The sequence below is a fragment of the Afipia sp. GW823-FHT06G09 genome, assembly GCF_058794875.1.
Genome location: NZ_JBXAHF010000006.1, coordinates 12,297 through 28,108, shown reverse-complemented (window position 1 = coordinate 28,108; position 15,812 = coordinate 12,297). Strand labels below are relative to the sequence as shown.

Here is a 15,812-nt window from a genome sequence, read left to right as displayed (position 1 = left end):
TTGCGGCCTCTACGTAGAACAAGGACTTTTCGAGCAGGCTCGTTCGGGCATGCCGACTTCCGGCGCCAATGGCGGTGGAAACTGGGTGTCGGAAGGATTATCTTTCCTGGGGTGATCCGCCGAGCGACCCTCTGCCCAGCGGTAGATTGTCGGCAACAGCAACAGCGTCAGGACGGTCGACGTGATGATGCCTCCGATGACGACGGTCGCGAGCGGCCGTTGCACCTCCGCCCCCGCGCCGGTTGCGATCGCCATCGGCATGAAACCGATGCCTGCGACCATGGCGGTCGACAGCACCGGGCGCAATCGCTCGATCGCCGCTTGTCGCACGGCGTCGGCGAGCGGCAACGTCCTTCGCAAAGCATTGATGTGATCGACCAGCACGAGGCCATTCAGCATCGCAATGCCGGACAGCGCGATGAAGCCGATCGCGGCGGTGATGGAAAACGGCATGCCGTGCAGCCACAACGCCAATACGCCGCCAGTGATCGCAAATGGAATGCCGGTATAGACGATTGCAGCTTGGCGCACACTGCCCACCGCCGAATAGACCAGCGCAAAGATCATCAGCAGGGTCGCCGGAACGACGATCATCAGGCGGGCCCGCGCCGCTTCCAACTGCCGGAACTGACCACCGAATTCGATGCGATAGGACTCCGGCAGCTTGAGCTTGCTGCCCAGACGGGCCCGAGCCGCTGCGACATAGCCTTCGATGTCGCTGGTATTGAGGTTGACCATCAATGCTGCGCGGCGCTTGGCGTTGTCATGCAAGATCGGCTCGACCGTGCGCACCTCGCGCAGCCGGGCGACCCGTTCGAGCGGCACCAGACCTGTCGCGCCCACACGCAGCGGTAGCGCCATGATCGAGCGGCTGTCGGCGCGCGCCGATTCAGGCAGTCGGACGACGATGGAATGGCGATGTTCCCCATCCGTGATGATGCCAACCTCGTTACCGCCGATGGCTGATGCGATGGCGCGGTTCACTTCGGCTGTGCCGAGACCCAATCGAACAAGGGCATCGCGGTCCATCTCGACCACCCTGCTGCGCGTGCGGTCGGCGGTCTCGAATTCGACATTGGCGGTGCCGGGCAGGCCTTGCAGCTCCTCGCGCGCTTGCGCGGCGAGCTGCTCGAGCACGTCATAGTCGTCACCAAAGATCTTCACCGAAAGGTCGGCGCGGGTGCCCTCCAGCATTTCGTTGAAACGCATTTCGATCGGCTGGGCGAACAGAAAGGACTGTTCGGACTCCAGCGTGGTTGCAGCCTTTTCGATCGCCGCAACCAGTTCGGCTTTGTCGCGCGGCATGCCGGGGCCCTGCGGCCATTGGTCAAGTGGCTTGTAAAAGATGTAGAGGTCGTTTTGGTTCGGCGGCATGGGGTCGGTCGCGACCGTGCTGGTGCCGATACGCGAGAATGTATGCGTCACCTGCGGAAAACGGCGTAAAATGTCCTGTTCGGTTTCCTGTTCTATCGCCAGACTACGGTCGAGCGACATGCCGACGGGCCTGTAAACCATCGCCGTAATCGAGCCCTCGTCGAGGCGCGGCGTAAACTGGGCGCCGAGCGTCAGAAAGAGCGCCAACGTCATGCCGAGCAAGCCGACGGCCGAACACAGCAAGACCGCCGGATGACGCAGCGCGACGTCAAGCACGGGGATATAGCCGCGTGCGACGAAACCGGCAAAACCATGACCGTGCCCCTTCTCGTGGCCGGCGCGGGATGTCGTGGCGTTGTCGTCGTCAGGATGATCGCGCTGTTTTGTCCTTTCACTGCGTAACAGCCACGCGCAAAGTACTGGCACGAGCGTGAAGGTGATGATCAGTGCGGCGCCCAGCGCCAGCATCACGGCCTCGGCCATGGGCTGAAAGAGTTTTCCCTCGACCCCGCCCAGGCTAAGCACCGGCACATAGACGAGCGCGACGATGGCAATGCCAAAGAAGACCGGTCGCGCGACGCCGCTTGTTGCTTCGATGGTGATGGTCCGGCGGTCGTCCGCCGTCAGTTGGCCTCCCTTCGCGGCGCTGGCTTCGCTCATCAGGCGCAGGGCGTTTTCAGCGACCACGATCGCACCGTCGACGAGGAGGCCGAAGTCGAGCGCTCCCAGGCTCATCAGATTGCCCGATATGCCGAAGATGTGCATACCCGTGATCATCATCAGGAACGCCAGCGGGATGACGCTCGTGACAATCAGTGCGGCACGCCAATTGCCCATCACGATCAGCAGCACCACGGCAACCAGCAATGCTCCCTCACCGAGGTTACGTTCGACTGTTGCAACGGTGCGGTCCACAAGTTCCGAACGGTCATATTGGACTTGCAGGATCATACCCTTGGGTAAGGCCGCGCGCAGATTGGGCAACTGTGCGTCGACCCGTCTCGCGACTTCCCTGCTGTTCTGGCCGACCAGCATCATTACCGTGCCGAGCACAGTCTCCTTGCCGCTGGCGGTTGCGGCGCCCTCGCGCGGAGCATGGCCAATTGTCACCGTGGCCAGATCGGCCACCGTCAATGGCCGCACGCTGCCTGCGAACTTGACAGGCAGAGCGCGGATCATGTCCTCGTTGGCGACGCGCGCCTCCGTCCGGAGCGTGAAGCGCTGGCCATTTACAGTGATCGTTCCGCCACCGGCATTCTCGACATTGGCGCCGATGGCCTGGCCTAGCTCACTCGGTGTGACGCCTGCCGCGGCCAACCGCCGCAGATCCGGCTCGATGACGAACTGCCGCTCAAGCCCGCCGTTGGAGTTCACGTCCGCCACGCCCTGGATCGCGCGCAACATCGGCTTGATGATGTATTCCTGCGCCTCGTACAGCTCCATCAACTGCCGCTGTTCGTCCAGACCAGCCGGAGGCTGCGCGTATTCGAGCGTATAATACCAAATCTCGCCGAGCCCGGTCGTGATCGGCGCGAGCTGCGGCGCAGATCCGGCCGGCAGCATGTCGCGTACCGTGGTCAGCCTTTCGGTGACAAACTGGCGTGCGCGAAACTGGTCGGTCCCGTCATCATAGAGAAGGGTGACTTGCGACAATCCGGTCTTGGTCAGCGATCGCATTTCGCTCAGTCCAGGCTGGCCTGCCATCGCGCGCTCGATAGGCAAGGTGACGAGGCGCTCGATTTCCTCTGGCGCAAATGCGGGTACCGTCGTGTTGATCTGTACCTGGACCCCTGTGATATCGGGGATGGCATCGACTTGCAGGCGCAGGAACGACCAGATTCCAAAGCCGGCAACCATCAACGAGAGCGCCGCAACGGCAAGCGGATTGCGCGTTGTCCATTGAAGCAGGCTGCGCATCATCGGGCCACACCGCCGAAGCCATGACCGCCATTGAGTGCGCGGAGCTGCAGCGAGGCCTCCAGAGCTTGGCGCGTCGTATCCAGCACGGCCGTCAGCGCATCCAGATACTGGCGCTGCATTTCGACGTAAGTTGCAATTGGGATCGCTCCCTGCCGAAATTGGTTATCAGCAGCGGTGGCTGCGGCCGCGAATTTGTCGGAGACGGATGAGGGCCAGCTCGCGAGCGCCCGGCGCTTGGTTTCAAAGAACGCGGCCTGCTCGTAAACTTGGCGCACGATCCGCCGCCTTGCTGCGACCAACGCAACGTCAGCCTGGGTCTGCCGACCCTCTTCCTGCGCCACGCCGGCCGCCTGGCTGTTCCAGAGCGGCAATGTCGTCGTCAGCCGGACGCCGACATTGGTCTCGCGAATGTCGGACTTTGCATGGTCGTAATAGGGCCCGACCGCCACCATCGGCACACGCGATTTCCGTGCAAGATCGACACGAAGTCCCTGCTGTTGCGATTGAGCGCGCAGCGACTGGAGTTCGAAATTGTTGATGTCCACGTCCTGCGCCATGCGATCCACGAGCGGAAGGGCGGGCAGCGGGACTTTGAACCGAGCGATACGGATACGTGCACTCAAGGGGGCGCTGCGCAGCTGGTTCAACTCATAGACGAGCGCAATAGCCTCGACATCGGCGACGGTGGCATTGCGCTCAGCGGTGATCGCGGCGGCCTCCAAAATCGCCGTGTCCAGCGCTGGCCCGGGGCCAGCAGGTTCGCGCTCCGCCATCATCTTGGCGAGGGACCGCATCCGTGCCGCGACGTCGCGCGCCGCAGCGGCCTTTTGGTCGGCTGCGAACAAGGCATAGCCCAGCGAGCGCGCCCGACTGGCTAAAATGGCGTCAAATTGCGCCAGGCCAATCCGTGCGAGCGCGATTTGATGTTCGGCGATGGCCTGTCGGAGAGCCCCGCGGCCGGCGAAGTCAATCGGTTGCATGATCGAGACGGCATAGGTCGGGCCGCTCCCGGTCGGCACGCCGGTCACGACATCGGACGCGCGGCGCTCGCCGAACTGGACCGACAGTTCGGGATCGGGGAGCCGGTCCGAGGCATCGCGCTCAACGCCCGCGAAGCGAATCTGTTCTACATAGAAGCGTCTCTCCGGATTATTCGCGACGACATTTCTGGCGAGCGCGTCGATCGACAGAGGGGTCGCCTGCTGCGCTCGCACCGGCTTGACCAGGACGACCGCGACGGTGCAAACGATTATCAAAAGCACTTTTGGCATCGGTAACTCGGGGTTCAAAACTGTCTTCCGAGTACCCTTCTGCCACGCTAAGCTGAATAGAAGCTGTCAGCTCAAATTCAGCTTGCGCTGGTACTTATTGTTGCCACCCGGAGGAATGGATCATTCGTATTCTGCTTGTCGAGGACGATCGCGACATCGGCGCCCGCCTGAAAGAAGGATTGGGTGGCCTTGGCCTTGTCGTCGAGCAGGTCGAGGACGGCGAGCATGGTCTTTCCTACGCACTGCAAGAACAATTCGATGCGATCGTGCTTGATCTCGGCCTGCCCGGCCTGCCCGGTATTGAGGTTTTGCGAGGCTGGCGTCTCGCGGGCTGCGCTACGCCGGTTTTGATTCTGACGGCGCGTAACACCTGGAGCGAAAAGGTCGAGGGTCTGAACGCTGGCGCCGACGATTATGTGACAAAGCCGTTCCAGGTGGATGAAATTGCCGCCCGGCTCCGCGCGCTGATGCGAAGGGTGGCTGGTCAGGCGACATCTGAATTGCGTCATGGCGATATCACGCTCGACCCCGTCTCAAGAACCGCCGGTGTCGCCGGCCGACCGATTGATCTGACAGCTCAGGAATTCCGGCTGCTCAACTTTTTTATGCATCGTGTTGGCCGCGTTGTCACCCAGGCCGAGCTGCTGGATCATCTCTATGGTCTGGATGAAGAACGCAGCTCGAATACGATCGAAGTTTATGTCGGCCGGCTTCGGCGCAAGATCGGACGCGAGGCGATTCGTACATTGCGCGGCTTAGGTTACCGGTTCGGCTGATGGTCCGCAGTCTGCGCGCCCGCTTGGTAGTCGGAGCTGTCCTGTGGATCGTGGCAGGTGTCGCACTTGCGGGGTTCTTTATTTCGGCGCTGTTTCGAACGCACGTGACAGAACTGGTCAATGCTGAACTGATCGGTCATCTCGATGAGCTTGAACGCCTGCTGGTCCGCACGCCCGATGGACACATCGCTTTGGCACAGCGCCTGAGCGATCCGCGCTTTGCGCAGCCTCGAGCGGGTTTTTACTGGCAGGTGACTGGCCGCGATGGCTTGGTTCTCCAATCATCATCGATCGAGCCAGGCCAGCATTTGCCACCACCCGCACTGGGCACCGGCCGTCAGCTTGTTCGCTCACTTGAAATTGGCCCCTTCGGCGAAAAGATGATTACTTACGGCCGCCCATGGGAAAATCCTGAAAGCGGCTATGTCATCCAAGTCGGGGCAGATCAGAGAATCGTGGATGATGTCCTCGCTCATTTCAATCACGCATTGGTTCTATCGCTCGGCGCATTAGCTATCGCGCTGATTGGTGCAGGCGTGTTGCAGACCTGGTTCGGGCTGAAACCCATGCGGCGCCTGCGCCTAGCTTTGGGCAACATTCGCTCTGGCCAGGCAGACGCGCTTCCCAGCGACTTTCCATCCGAAGTGCGACCGCTGGTTGATGATCTCAATGCCCTCATAGACGCCAACACCCAAATGATTCGCCGGGCCCGGGCGCAGGCTGCCAATTTGGCGCATGGGTTGAAAACACCGCTTGCGGTCCTGGCAGACGAAGCGCGCCGACTCCTGGCACGAGGTGACGCCGAAGGGGCTTCAGTCCTCGCACAACAAAGTGAGCGCATGCAACGCCAGATCGACTTCCAGCTTGCCCGCGCGCGAGCTGCGGCCAGCGCCGGTCTGCCCGGTGTCATTACCCCGGTCGGTCCCACACTGGCTGCCATTGTTACAGCCATGCAGCGCCTCTATGCCGAACGTTCGCTCACGATCACCGATACTACTGAAAAGAAACTTGTCGCCGCTGTCGATCCCAACGATCTGAATGAAATGGTCGCTAATCTTGTCGACAATGCCTGCAAATGGGCGCGTAGCCGCGTCTCGATCACAGCACGCCGCTCAACAGAACAGGTTCGCATCATCATCGTTGATGATGGTTCCGGTATCCCGCCTGACGCACTAAGCCGCGCGTTTTCGCCTGGCGAGCGGCTCGACGAAGCCACACCAGGCAGCGGTCTGGGCCTGGCGATTGTCCGCGATCTCGCCATGCTGTACGGCGGCTCTGTCGAACTTACGAATAACAAGGATGGCGGCTTAGAGGCCGAATTGCGGATTCCCGCAGCGTGAGCGATTACAATCGGTTTTGGCTCGCCCTCTGATCCTCGATCAGTCAAGCCAGATGAAGGGCGTGTTGTCTTCGATGTGGAAATTCATTCGCTATGCGACGGAATCTGGTGTGCCTCGGCGGTCCTTCGTGGTTGCCGTCATCGTCGGAACGGTTCTCAACCTTATCAACCAGGGCGATGCAGCTCTAAGGGGCAGTTCTCTCAACTGGACCAAGATTGCGTTGACTTTCCTGGTTCCCTATTGCGGGGCTACTTATGGTGCTGTCTCCTATCGGCTGCGGCAGGATCGCGAGGCGCGGTCCTCGCTTTCCGCGCCATAGGATGGAACTGATCCCCCGCTTTCCATAAATGACCGGACCGAGCACAGGCGGATGCAGGGCAAGAACTGGACGAAGTGCCAAGTTTCCCCGCAATTTTGGTGCCACCGCAAACAACTTCTCATCAGTCACATAGCCAGATGGGGTGTTCCGATGCACAATTGTAATAGTCAGCATAGGACTTCAGGATCCGCCGCAGATGGGCCTCGCCCAGGACAATCATATGATCGACACACTCGCGCCGGATCGATCCGATCAGCCGTCACGCCGCTTGACCATGTACTTCGCGAGACTTGACTGCGCGGCTTGAAACCCGAACTTGAGCAGCTCGCCATGGATACGTGGCGCGCACCCCGAAGCTGTTTCTGCGGCGCGACACCAAGCGACGAATATGTCGTCAAGGTCCCGACGCTGCGGAACATTGCGTTAACCGCTCTATATTTCCACACGGGTCAGGTATGGGACCTGCGGCAGGCGGTGGTGATCATGGGTGCAAGCCAGCTTGGCATTCAATTGACCGATGACGAGGTCGGCAAGATCACGGCTTCTCGTCATTACCGAACGACTGATGCAACGAGGCGAGCGTTTCGGCGGCTTGTTGCACCCCAGAGGTCTCGGGTGCCGTGCCGAGGACGCTCATCATGGTTGCGAAATCGTCGTCCTGGCCGCTCGCAACGGAGGCCAGAATGTCGCGTACGTCGCAACTCTCTCCGGCAGGCGCAGGCGGCGCCGCGCCGAGCGACAGCGATTTGCACCCCGGCTTCGCAGCGGCCGGTCGTGGAATCAGCGTCAAAGGCACATCTTGCGGCGGAGCTGGCGCAGCCGACTTGATCGGCTCGGCCTTCTTCCTGCCCGATCGCCGCTGCGCTTGCTTTTGCACTGGCGGAGCTTTCGGAGTGGAGACGGCTTCCGCATGCTCAACCCCTTCCTTCGGCGAATCAGGCGCCGGATTGATGGCGCCACCCAGCGCCTCATCTTGCCACGCATGTAACGTCGGCAGAACGGGCGGCGTGTCTTTCGCCCGTTGGTAGTACGACCGGTACGGCTTATCCAGATAGTGCCGAATCTTCGTGAGTTCGAAGGAGCGTGAGTTTTTCACCATCAGGATCGAGAGCCGCGCGGACATCTCGCGAAGTTCAAGGGAACTACGCAGCGGGCGCGGCGTATAGTGAGGCGCCCAAACGCGAGGCGCGAAAATCCCCTGCCCCGGCCGCTGGATTGGCGTCTTGTAAATCTGTGTCGTCTCTCCGAGCATTTCCGAGACGAACTCGGACGTCTCGAGATCGTTGATCTGGATGAATAGTTTGATCTGCGAACCGGAAACCGTCGTGATGCGTGTGTTTTTGCCGTAGAGTTCGTCGAGCTGTGCGATATCCTGCATGACGATGGCCATGCGGAAGCCGTAGCCAGCGCTGATCGTGATCTTCGAGATCAGCGAATCCATCCGGCCGACGTGGTAGAATTCGTCGAGCATCAGCAGAACCTGATGCGGTTCGTCCTCGCCCGGAATCTTCACCATCATGAGGTCATGAATCTGCTGAAACAGAATGCGGATCAGCGGCCGAAAAATCGACAACTCCGCGATGGTGCAACCGATGAAGATCGTCATCGGCCGCCGGCGTAGCTCGCGGATGTCGAAGTCAGACGTCTCCGTTGCTGCGGAGATCAGCCCGTTATTCCAGAGCGACATCGCCATGTTGACGTTGAAGACGGCGCTGTTCCGCGTCTCCGGTTCCAAGGCGATATACTGGTTGAAGCTGTCGACGACCCAGGTCGGCAGATGCTGCCGCTCGGTCTTCACGATCGCGCGCAGGACCGAAGAGATATCCTTGCCCGTCGTGGTCATCCGCGCGACGGTGCGCATGTGCTGCGCGCCGGCAATCAAAGGCGACGACAACACATAGCCGATCAAAGCCGACAGCAGGAGACGGCCGGCGCCTGCCCAGGTGTCGTCGGCCTTTTCGGGGATGACAAATGAGGCGACCACCAGGCAGTCGGTCGCCATGCGCTCGTCGCGACGCACGAAGTCGAGTGGATTGTAGCGATGCGTATCATTGGAGCCCGGTGAGAACATGAAGACCTTATTGCCCATCGCTGCGCGGTGATTGGCCAATGCGTCGAAGTTCTCGCGCTTGGGGTCGAAGAAGACCGCCGAACCTTGCCAGAGATAGCCGTTCGGGAGGACAAAACCGGTGCCCTTCCCCGAGCGTGATGGACCGACGACGAGGATATGGGCGGGCTCGTCGGAGCGGATTGTCGCCCCGCCGAGCGTTCCGAGCACGATGCCCTGTTTGGGTGTGAGGCCTTGCTTCGCCGCCTCGATCAACGTGCCAAAGCGCGCGGCGCCGTAGGGCATTTGCCGGCGGTTGATAAAGGCGAATAGCAGTCCGGCCAGTCCCAGCGCGCCGACGGCGGCTGCGGCATAGCCGGCGCGAATGAGCGCTTCGACCCGTGTCGGCGCGAAGATCACGCGGTCATAGAAATGACGCCAGGCCACGAGGAAAAAGTCGGCCGAGCGGTCGGCGTTCTGCATGCGGAAAAGAACCCAGCGGCTCGCGCCTTCGCTGGGAAAACGCGTTGGCGCCCAGCGGAGCGCCACGACGACTTCGTAGGCCATGCTCCATAACAGCCAGAAGGCGAGGAGAAGAAGGACCGCGATGCCGATCCTATAGGCGACGACGCGCGCCATGGCGGCCTTTCCCCCCTCGCCGTTCCTGACGCCATTCTTCGACGCGGGAAAAATAGACGGCCGAGGTGCCGCGCCAACCGCCGACTTTGGTCTGCTGGACCACGATGGGCAGCACCGATTTGATGTACCCGACGATTTCGTCGCGCCGCAGCCCGAGACCTGCTTGCATCACCATCAGCGCGAGCTGCTCGAACGCCCCCGCCGGGCTGTCGGCATGCACGGTGGTGATGCTGCCCGGATGGCCCGTGTTGATCGCGCGCAAGAACGAATAAGCCTCGGCGCCGCGAATTTCGCCGAGAAAGATGCGGTCCGGTCGCAAACGCATCGAGGCTTGCAGGAGCGTTTCAACGGTGACGCGGGCCTCCCCTTGATCGCCCTTGGAGGCGACAAGCGGCAGGTAGTTCTTCTGGATCGGATTGACCTCCCGCGTGTCCTCGATGGTGATGATGCGCTCGTCGACCGGTACTTCCTTGAGGATCGCGTTCAGAAATGTCGTCTTCCCCGAGCTCGTTCCGCCCGACAGCAGGATCGAATAGCGATTGACGACGGCAAGCCGGATGAACTCCTCGATGCAGCCGGCGTCGAGATGCTCGCACAGCCGTCGGTCGGTTTGCGACAGCGATCCTTCGCTGGCTGTCGTCACCTTGTCGAACGATCCGAGCTTGCGATAGTCGTCGAGCCGCATCTCCTTGATAACTTGCTTGCGGATCGCGAAGGCGCCTCCCGCCGTCGTCGCAGGCGGCATCACGCCCTGAAACCGCTCCCCTGTCGGCAGCGCGGCCGAGAGCAGCGGATGCTCCTCATTGACGCTCTGGCCGGAATGACCGGCGACCCGTTCAGCCAGATGACGAATGGCATGCTCGGTCAGAGCCGGCACCTCATGCCGCTCCATCGCCGAGTGACCAAACCGCTCGACCCAGACCTCGCCCGGACCGTTGGCGCAGATCTCGACGACCTGGTCGTCGTCGAGCCAGGGTCGGATCGGGTCGAGCGCCCGGTCAATGAAGACCGTCAGACTTCGTGCCAGCGCGTTCACGCTTCAGCTCCCTCAGGGCTTCCTTGACTGGGTCCGGATAGAGCGCGGAGAAGTCGAGGTCGCGCCGCACGAAGACGATGATCCGTGTGCCCTGGTCGAGATAGATCGTTGGCGGAATGTTGATCGAGTTGCGCAGCGCTTCCTGGGCGATGTTGGTGAGCGTCTGCGACACGTTCTGCGCTGCGATCTCGCGTGCCTGCAGACTCAGCTGGTTCTGATTCACGCCCGTCTGCGTCTGCGTCACGGCGCCTGTGACGGGATCGGTCGTGGTGATGATTGTGCCGTTGCCGGTGTTGTTGGTGTTCTGACCGTAGGCGCTGAGGAATTGCGCGGCGCCGCCCACGACGGACAGCAGGATAGCGGAGCCGAACCGCTCCAGATAATGATTGTCGACGAAGCCCGCGTTGCCGGCCCGCCCAAGGTCGTCCGTACCGTTCGAGCCGAGCTGGACCGAGACGCCGTCCGATCGCAGCATCCGCGTCCAGACGACAAAGACGCGCGTCTGCCCTTGCGCGATCCCTGATTTGTATTCGCCGATAAGCCGGCTTCCGGCCGGGATCAGCACCCGGCGCCCGTCGAACGACCAGACATTCTCGCTCACGACCGCCCGCACCATGCCTGGCAGGTCGCTTTGAACGGCCGTCTCAAGCACGCCGCGAATCATCGTGCCTTGGGCCACCAGCGCGTCGATCCGGTTGCTCTTGCTGGCGCGTGAGACCTCTACGCCGGCGGCCGAAACGGACGCCAAAAAACGACGATTGGGGTCGTCCTCCGGAGCTGTGGCGGCCTTGGCTCCATCGTCCGGGTTTGCGGCATTCGTTGCCGCCGATGCGTTGTCGGCGATCACCTGGGGCGCGCGCAGGCGCTCCCATTTCCGCCGCTCTTCCTCCTGGCGCTGCCGTTCGAGCTCGGCGAGACGGCGCGCCTCATCGTCATTCGGCGGTGCACCAGCCAGCGGCGGCTCGGGCGGCGGCGGCGCTGGCAGCGCCAAGGGCGGGGCTACCGGAGGAGGTGGCGGTGCCTGTTCGACCGGCGCCTGCGGAATGACGATCGTGCCCTGGTTGGTCTGAGGGCGCGGCGTGGACAGCGATGGCGCCGGAAACTGCGTGGTGGTGAATTCCTCTTTATCCGGGGTCGTCAGCGTGGGCGAACGCCGCACCACCGACCCGTAGATCATCCAGGCGGCCACCAGGAGAGCACCGATCGGCACCCCGAATTTCAAAAAACTGCCAAGCGCGGTGCGCCCGCGCGCAACGGACGTCGCGGCCGCCGCCTCGAGTTCGAATGAGCGATAGTCGTCAGGCGTGGGCATTGTGCGTCAACCTCCCAAAGCCGTGGCCGATCCCACACGCTGCGGCGCATAGGGCTCGAGGCCGTTCGGCTCATGCACGTTGGTCAGACGCCGGTTGAAAATGCAGGTCGATTCCTGGCCGTTGCGCAGCGTCCACTGCGGCGATACCTTGTCGACGATGACGTAAGGCCCCTCGGTCCGGAAATTGACGAGGCTTTCGTTGCGCTCGGCGTCGACGATATAGATCGCCGGCGTCTCGCCCTCGAAGCGGAACCAGGTCTTGGTCCCGTCATCGAATGCGGCGACTGGCTTGTTTACCGACGAGCCTTTGTAGCCGTAATCGCTGTTGGCGTTGGCGATATTCAGATCCTTGAGGTTTGGGTTGGCGGCGCGCTGCTTGGCTTCGGCGAGAAGCTTGGCGCTCGCTTCATCATCCGGAAACCGGAACCGCACCGCGTAGATCTGCCCGCCGGGCAGCCGCGTGTTCGACCGCAGCAAGAACGAATAGATGCGCTTGTCGGTGACGACGTTGAGGTTCGATATCGCGTTCTTGTCGACCGGCTTCACGAAGATGATGTCGCCTTTGCGGTTCGGTTCGACCTTCCAGGCAATCGAGTCGCCGAGCGCCAGCGTTTCGATTTTCTCGTCCGGCTGCAGCTCGATCATCGTCGAGGTGCCGTAGCTGGCGTCGATCGCGGTGACATTGTCCTTGTTGTAGATGACGTCGCGCACCCGCGAGTCGACGCGGCCCGGCCGTGGCAGCGCCTCCGCGAAGGCGGAGCCCGCCGAGACGCACAGAATGAGACTCAAGACGACGCAACGCTTGATCATTGCTGCGCACCCACCGTTCCTGGCGAAGGCGCTGTCTCCTGGTCGCGACGATATTCGAGGACCTGGAAGCCGAGCGGATTGTCGAATCGCCATTCATTGCGCATCGGCGCGGTCGTATAGCGAAAGCGCACCAGCGAGACCCAGTTGCGGGTGATGATGTTGGTCGACGACTTCTCCTCGGTAGAGAAGCGAGCTAACGCGGTGCGGTTGTTCGGAAACGTGACCGACTTGATGGTGACGGCGACGACGGTATTGGAGCCGTAGACTTTCACGGGATTGACGGGATTGGCCGGGGAATAGATTTCCGTGAGTTCGCGCGCCGCGTCCCCTGTCGCGAGCAGCTGCGCCAGATCGAAATTGTCCTTCAGCGCCTTCGGATCATAGGTCTCCCGCGCCTTGATGTAGCGTACGACATTGAATGTCGTGACCGCCTCGTCCTGGGTCAGCGGACCCTCGGCCATCGGCCGCTTCACCTCGACGAAGCCGGTGGTCTTGTCGACCACCACCATGTAAGGCTCATAGGTCTTGAGCGGGACCAGCAAAGCCAGGGTGCCGAGCGCGCCAACGGCTACGATCGTCATCACCGCGGCGACGATCCAGGCGAGTGCGCGCGAGTTGCGGTTACGGCGTGCGATATCCCGCTCCCACGTGGCGCCATCCGTGTAATAGCGCGGATCAACCTGTACAGGCTCTGGGGCAGTCATCTCTGTCATGGCCGGCCTCCGCCACTCGGCGCCGGCGGGACGCCGGCATTGCGGAGCTGATCAGCCAAGCGGCGAAATTCCGCGGATTGTGCCCAAGAGCCGGCGCGCAGACCAACACGCGCCCGTTGGCGCGAGGCCAGTTCCTCACGCCGCGACATCGAGGCAGGATTGAGCGGGTTACGGAACGCAAGGCGAGCTCGGTTCGCGGCCGCACCGAGCCGATAGCCGGTTGCGGTCGCGAGGACCGCACCGATGCGCGGCGCGAAGATCGGGACGCCGCCGGCGATCGCCGCGGCCATATTGTTGATTTGGCTGAGCAGCAGGATGCCGATGATCGCGAGCAGCACGACCGGACCGATGGTGGCCCAAGTGGCGGATTTGGAATTGGCGACGCCATTCAGCGTATCGATCGTCTGCTGGATCAGCGAAACGTAAAAAGCGAGGAACGCGTAGACCAGGACCTGCACCAGGAAATACTGGACCAGCGAACTCATCCAGCCGCTGAAAAATCGCGTCGTGACGCCGAACAGCAGTAGGATGATGAATAGCGGCGCCAGTGCCAGCAGCAACCACATGAACATCTTCGACAGCACGATCAGGAAGAGTGCGAAGCCGATCAGGATCGCCATCACCACGTAGAAGACCGCGGCGAAGATGTAGGGTCCCCAATTGGTGATGCCCGCGTTTTGAAGAAATGCTTCGGTCGCGCTGTTGGTCGTATTCCACATGTTCTGTAAAGCAGACTGGACGCCATTGACGGAGTTCAGATTTGCAGACGTTCCGGTGTTGTTGGCGGACGTGACGGCGCTCAGCAATGCGTTGCCGATGGCGGACGGACCGTCGTTCAGCAGATTATAGGCCAGCGTCTGGAAGTCGCCCCACTTCGTGGCCATGGCATAGATCAGCACCGCGCGGAACAACCGGAATGCGTGGTCGGCGGGGCCGCCGGTCGCGGTGCCCTGCCAGATGCCGACGCCCCAAAAAATAACGTAGAGCGTGAGCAGCAGGCCCGCGACGCCGGTGGCGCCGCCCGAGGTCGCTGCGCTCGCCAGTGCCTGATAGGCGGTCGAGACATAGTTCTGGCCGAGCTGGTCGACCGATTGCAGCAGCGATGTGATGTTGAAGGTGTTGCTCATCGCCCCTCTCAGATCGGCCGCATGGGACCGCAGCGATCGAGGCGCTGGAAGGCCTCCGCAACGGGCGGTGTCATAAGCTCCGAATAGGCGAGCGGCGCCCCGCCTTCGTCGGGCGAGCATGGCGCCTTCAGCGGCTTATAGGCGCAACCGGCGAGCGCGGCGGCCATCACCGTGATGATAGCGAATGTGGCAATGATCTTCACTGGGCCGGCGCCTTCGGCTGGCTGAATGTCATGGCGCGCGAGGCCGCTTTCGCCGCGTCATTCTCAGCACCGCTCGCCCCAGCGCGAAGGCCGGAGGCGGGAGTTGGCGGAAGCGCGTAGCGGCCGATCGCGATGCCGCCAACGAGCGCGAGGATTGCGATAAGGATCAGAGTACGTCTGGACACGAGTCCCCCAATGCTGCGGTCACTGCTGTGTGAATTTCATCGCCCGGGCGGCCGATGACTCAGCGGCGATCCGATCGAGGTTTGCTTGATTGGCGGCCGCCGCGGCATTGTTGACGACGCCGTTGAGCTCGTTGATCGTTTGCCCGGTCTGGATTTGCACCTGGGTGTTCTGGTCGACGCTGCCTTTGAGGTCCTGCGCCTTGCCGATCTGCTGGCCGCCTTGCGTGAAGGCGGATGATCGCTGTTGAACAGCACCTTGCGTCGAGTTGATCAGTCCGGACAGCGTTGCAGCAACGTTGACGGAGTTTTTGTATGCCGTATCGGCGGGATGGGCCTGGCCGCTGACGAGACCGGTAATGGTCTGCACCAGCTGCAGCCCGTTGATGAGCGTCGAGACGATGTTCTGAGACGCCGATCCCATGCCCGCGAACGACAACGCCCCGCCCGAAATTACCGAACCGAGGGAAGGCGCTTGCGCCATCGAGAAGCCGCCGCCGAGCGCCATCTGGGCGAGCGTGCCTTGCGCCTGCGAGGAGCGATCGCCGGTGACTGCCTGCAGGGTCTTTTGCGTGAACTGGAGGATCTGTTGATCTGCCGTGAGGATCTGCTGCGTGCTGGTCGCGATCTGCTGCGCCTTGGCGAGATTCGCGCTATCGAGGACGGGAACTTGCGCCATCGCCGGCGGCGCTCCCGTCAAAGCCAGCGTCAACACGGCGAGCATGAATATCCAGCGCATCGGA

Annotated in this window: 14 protein-coding genes; 3 read left to right on the top strand and 11 right to left on the bottom strand. The window is 62.0% G+C overall.

Annotated features, from left to right (window positions below):
• Window positions 1-9 precede the first annotated feature (9 nt).
• Entirely contained in the window at window positions 10-3,294 is a 3,285-nt protein-coding gene (locus AC1Q67_RS23035; protein ID WP_492237523.1) for an efflux RND transporter permease subunit, read from the bottom strand.
• Window positions 3,291-4,508 carry a TolC family protein gene (locus tag AC1Q67_RS23030; RefSeq protein ID WP_492237522.1) on the bottom strand — a complete coding sequence of 406 codons (1,218 nt, stop codon included), beginning with the start codon at window positions 4,506-4,508 and terminating at the stop codon, window positions 3,291-3,293. The genes AC1Q67_RS23035 and AC1Q67_RS23030 overlap by 4 nt, the downstream gene beginning before the upstream one ends.
• 179 nt (window positions 4,509-4,687) lie before the next feature.
• Here AC1Q67_RS23030 and AC1Q67_RS23025 point away from each other — a divergent pair, with 179 nt between their 5' ends.
• Genes AC1Q67_RS23025 through nrtS form a run of 3 tightly spaced genes read left to right on the top strand, consistent with a single transcriptional unit; the run spans window position 4,688 to window position 7,000 of the window.
• Complete coding sequence (locus AC1Q67_RS23025; protein WP_492237677.1) at window positions 4,688-5,341, top strand: response regulator; 654 nt, start codon at window positions 4,688-4,690, stop codon at window positions 5,339-5,341.
• A complete protein-coding gene (locus AC1Q67_RS23020) occupies window positions 5,341-6,681 on the top strand; it encodes a sensor histidine kinase (protein WP_492237521.1) in 1,341 nt (446 codons plus the stop codon). Before AC1Q67_RS23025 ends, AC1Q67_RS23020 begins: the two co-directional genes overlap by 1 nt.
• A gap of 52 nt (window positions 6,682-6,733) precedes the next feature.
• Window positions 6,734-7,000: a nitrate/nitrite transporter NrtS gene (gene nrtS, locus AC1Q67_RS23015; protein ID WP_492237520.1), complete on the top strand. Its 267-nt coding sequence runs from the start codon at window positions 6,734-6,736 to the stop codon at window positions 6,998-7,000.
• A 535-nt stretch (window positions 7,001-7,535) separates the two neighbouring features.
• On the opposite strand, the gene AC1Q67_RS23010 is transcribed toward nrtS, so the two are convergent.
• The 9 genes from AC1Q67_RS23010 to AC1Q67_RS22970 are packed head-to-tail and all read right to left on the bottom strand — an operon-like array spanning window position 7,536 to window position 15,808.
• Complete coding sequence (locus AC1Q67_RS23010; RefSeq protein ID WP_492237519.1) at window positions 7,536-9,686, bottom strand: type IV secretory system conjugative DNA transfer family protein; 2,151 nt, start codon at window positions 9,684-9,686, stop codon at window positions 7,536-7,538.
• A complete protein-coding gene (virB11, locus tag AC1Q67_RS23005; protein ID WP_492237518.1) occupies window positions 9,664-10,722 on the bottom strand; it encodes a P-type DNA transfer ATPase VirB11 in 1,059 nt (352 codons plus the stop codon). The genes AC1Q67_RS23010 and virB11 overlap by 23 nt, the downstream gene beginning before the upstream one ends.
• Window positions 10,685-12,034: a type IV secretion system protein VirB10 gene (virB10, locus tag AC1Q67_RS23000; protein WP_492237517.1), complete on the bottom strand. Its 1,350-nt coding sequence runs from the start codon at window positions 12,032-12,034 to the stop codon at window positions 10,685-10,687. Before virB10 ends, virB11 begins: the two co-directional genes overlap by 38 nt.
• 6 nt (window positions 12,035-12,040) lie before the next feature.
• Window positions 12,041-12,844, bottom strand: a complete 804-nt coding sequence (gene virB9 / locus AC1Q67_RS22995; RefSeq protein WP_492237516.1) for a P-type conjugative transfer protein VirB9 — start codon at window positions 12,842-12,844, stop codon at window positions 12,041-12,043.
• Window positions 12,841-13,557, bottom strand: coding sequence for a VirB8 family type IV secretion system protein (locus AC1Q67_RS22990; RefSeq protein WP_492237515.1), 717 nt, complete (start codon window positions 13,555-13,557; stop codon window positions 12,841-12,843). Before AC1Q67_RS22990 ends, virB9 begins: the two co-directional genes overlap by 4 nt.
• Window positions 13,554-14,684 carry a TrbL/VirB6 family protein gene (locus AC1Q67_RS22985; protein ID WP_492237514.1) on the bottom strand — a complete coding sequence of 377 codons (1,131 nt, stop codon included), beginning with the start codon at window positions 14,682-14,684 and terminating at the stop codon, window positions 13,554-13,556. The genes AC1Q67_RS22990 and AC1Q67_RS22985 overlap by 4 nt, the downstream gene beginning before the upstream one ends.
• 8 nt (window positions 14,685-14,692) lie before the next feature.
• Complete coding sequence (locus tag AC1Q67_RS22980; protein ID WP_492237513.1) at window positions 14,693-14,887, bottom strand: hypothetical protein; 195 nt, start codon at window positions 14,885-14,887, stop codon at window positions 14,693-14,695.
• Window positions 14,884-15,072 (bottom strand): hypothetical protein, encoded by a 189-nt coding sequence (locus AC1Q67_RS22975; RefSeq protein ID WP_492237512.1) that lies wholly within the window; start codon window positions 15,070-15,072, stop codon window positions 14,884-14,886. The genes AC1Q67_RS22980 and AC1Q67_RS22975 overlap by 4 nt, the downstream gene beginning before the upstream one ends.
• Before the next feature lie 19 nt (window positions 15,073-15,091).
• The gene (locus tag AC1Q67_RS22970; RefSeq protein WP_492237511.1) at window positions 15,092-15,808 is read right to left on the bottom strand and encodes a type IV secretion system protein; all 717 of its coding nucleotides are present in this window, start codon (window positions 15,806-15,808) and stop codon (window positions 15,092-15,094) included.
• Window positions 15,809-15,812: the final 4 nt, after the last annotated feature.

What these genes read in the sequence shown, in the direction of transcription:
- AC1Q67_RS23035 (WP_492237523.1), bottom strand. Translation starts at nt 3,294, where the DNA reads ATGATGCGCAGCCTGCTTCAATGGACAACGCGCAATCCGCTTGCCGTT.
- AC1Q67_RS23020 (WP_492237521.1), top strand. Translation starts at nt 5,341, where the DNA reads ATGGTCCGCAGTCTGCGCGCCCGCTTGGTAGTCGGAGCTGTCCTGTGG.
- nrtS (WP_492237520.1), top strand. Translation starts at nt 6,734, where the DNA reads ATGAAGGGCGTGTTGTCTTCGATGTGGAAATTCATTCGCTATGCGACG.
- AC1Q67_RS23010 (WP_492237519.1), bottom strand. Translation starts at nt 9,686, where the DNA reads ATGGCGCGCGTCGTCGCCTATAGGATCGGCATCGCGGTCCTTCTTCTC.
- virB10 (WP_492237517.1), bottom strand. Translation starts at nt 12,034, where the DNA reads ATGCCCACGCCTGACGACTATCGCTCATTCGAACTCGAGGCGGCGGCC.
- virB9 (WP_492237516.1), bottom strand. Translation starts at nt 12,844, where the DNA reads ATGATCAAGCGTTGCGTCGTCTTGAGTCTCATTCTGTGCGTCTCGGCG.
- AC1Q67_RS22990 (WP_492237515.1), bottom strand. Translation starts at nt 13,557, where the DNA reads ATGACAGAGATGACTGCCCCAGAGCCTGTACAGGTTGATCCGCGCTAT.
- AC1Q67_RS22985 (WP_492237514.1), bottom strand. Translation starts at nt 14,684, where the DNA reads ATGAGCAACACCTTCAACATCACATCGCTGCTGCAATCGGTCGACCAG.
- AC1Q67_RS22970 (WP_492237511.1), bottom strand. Translation starts at nt 15,808, where the DNA reads ATGCGCTGGATATTCATGCTCGCCGTGTTGACGCTGGCTTTGACGGGA.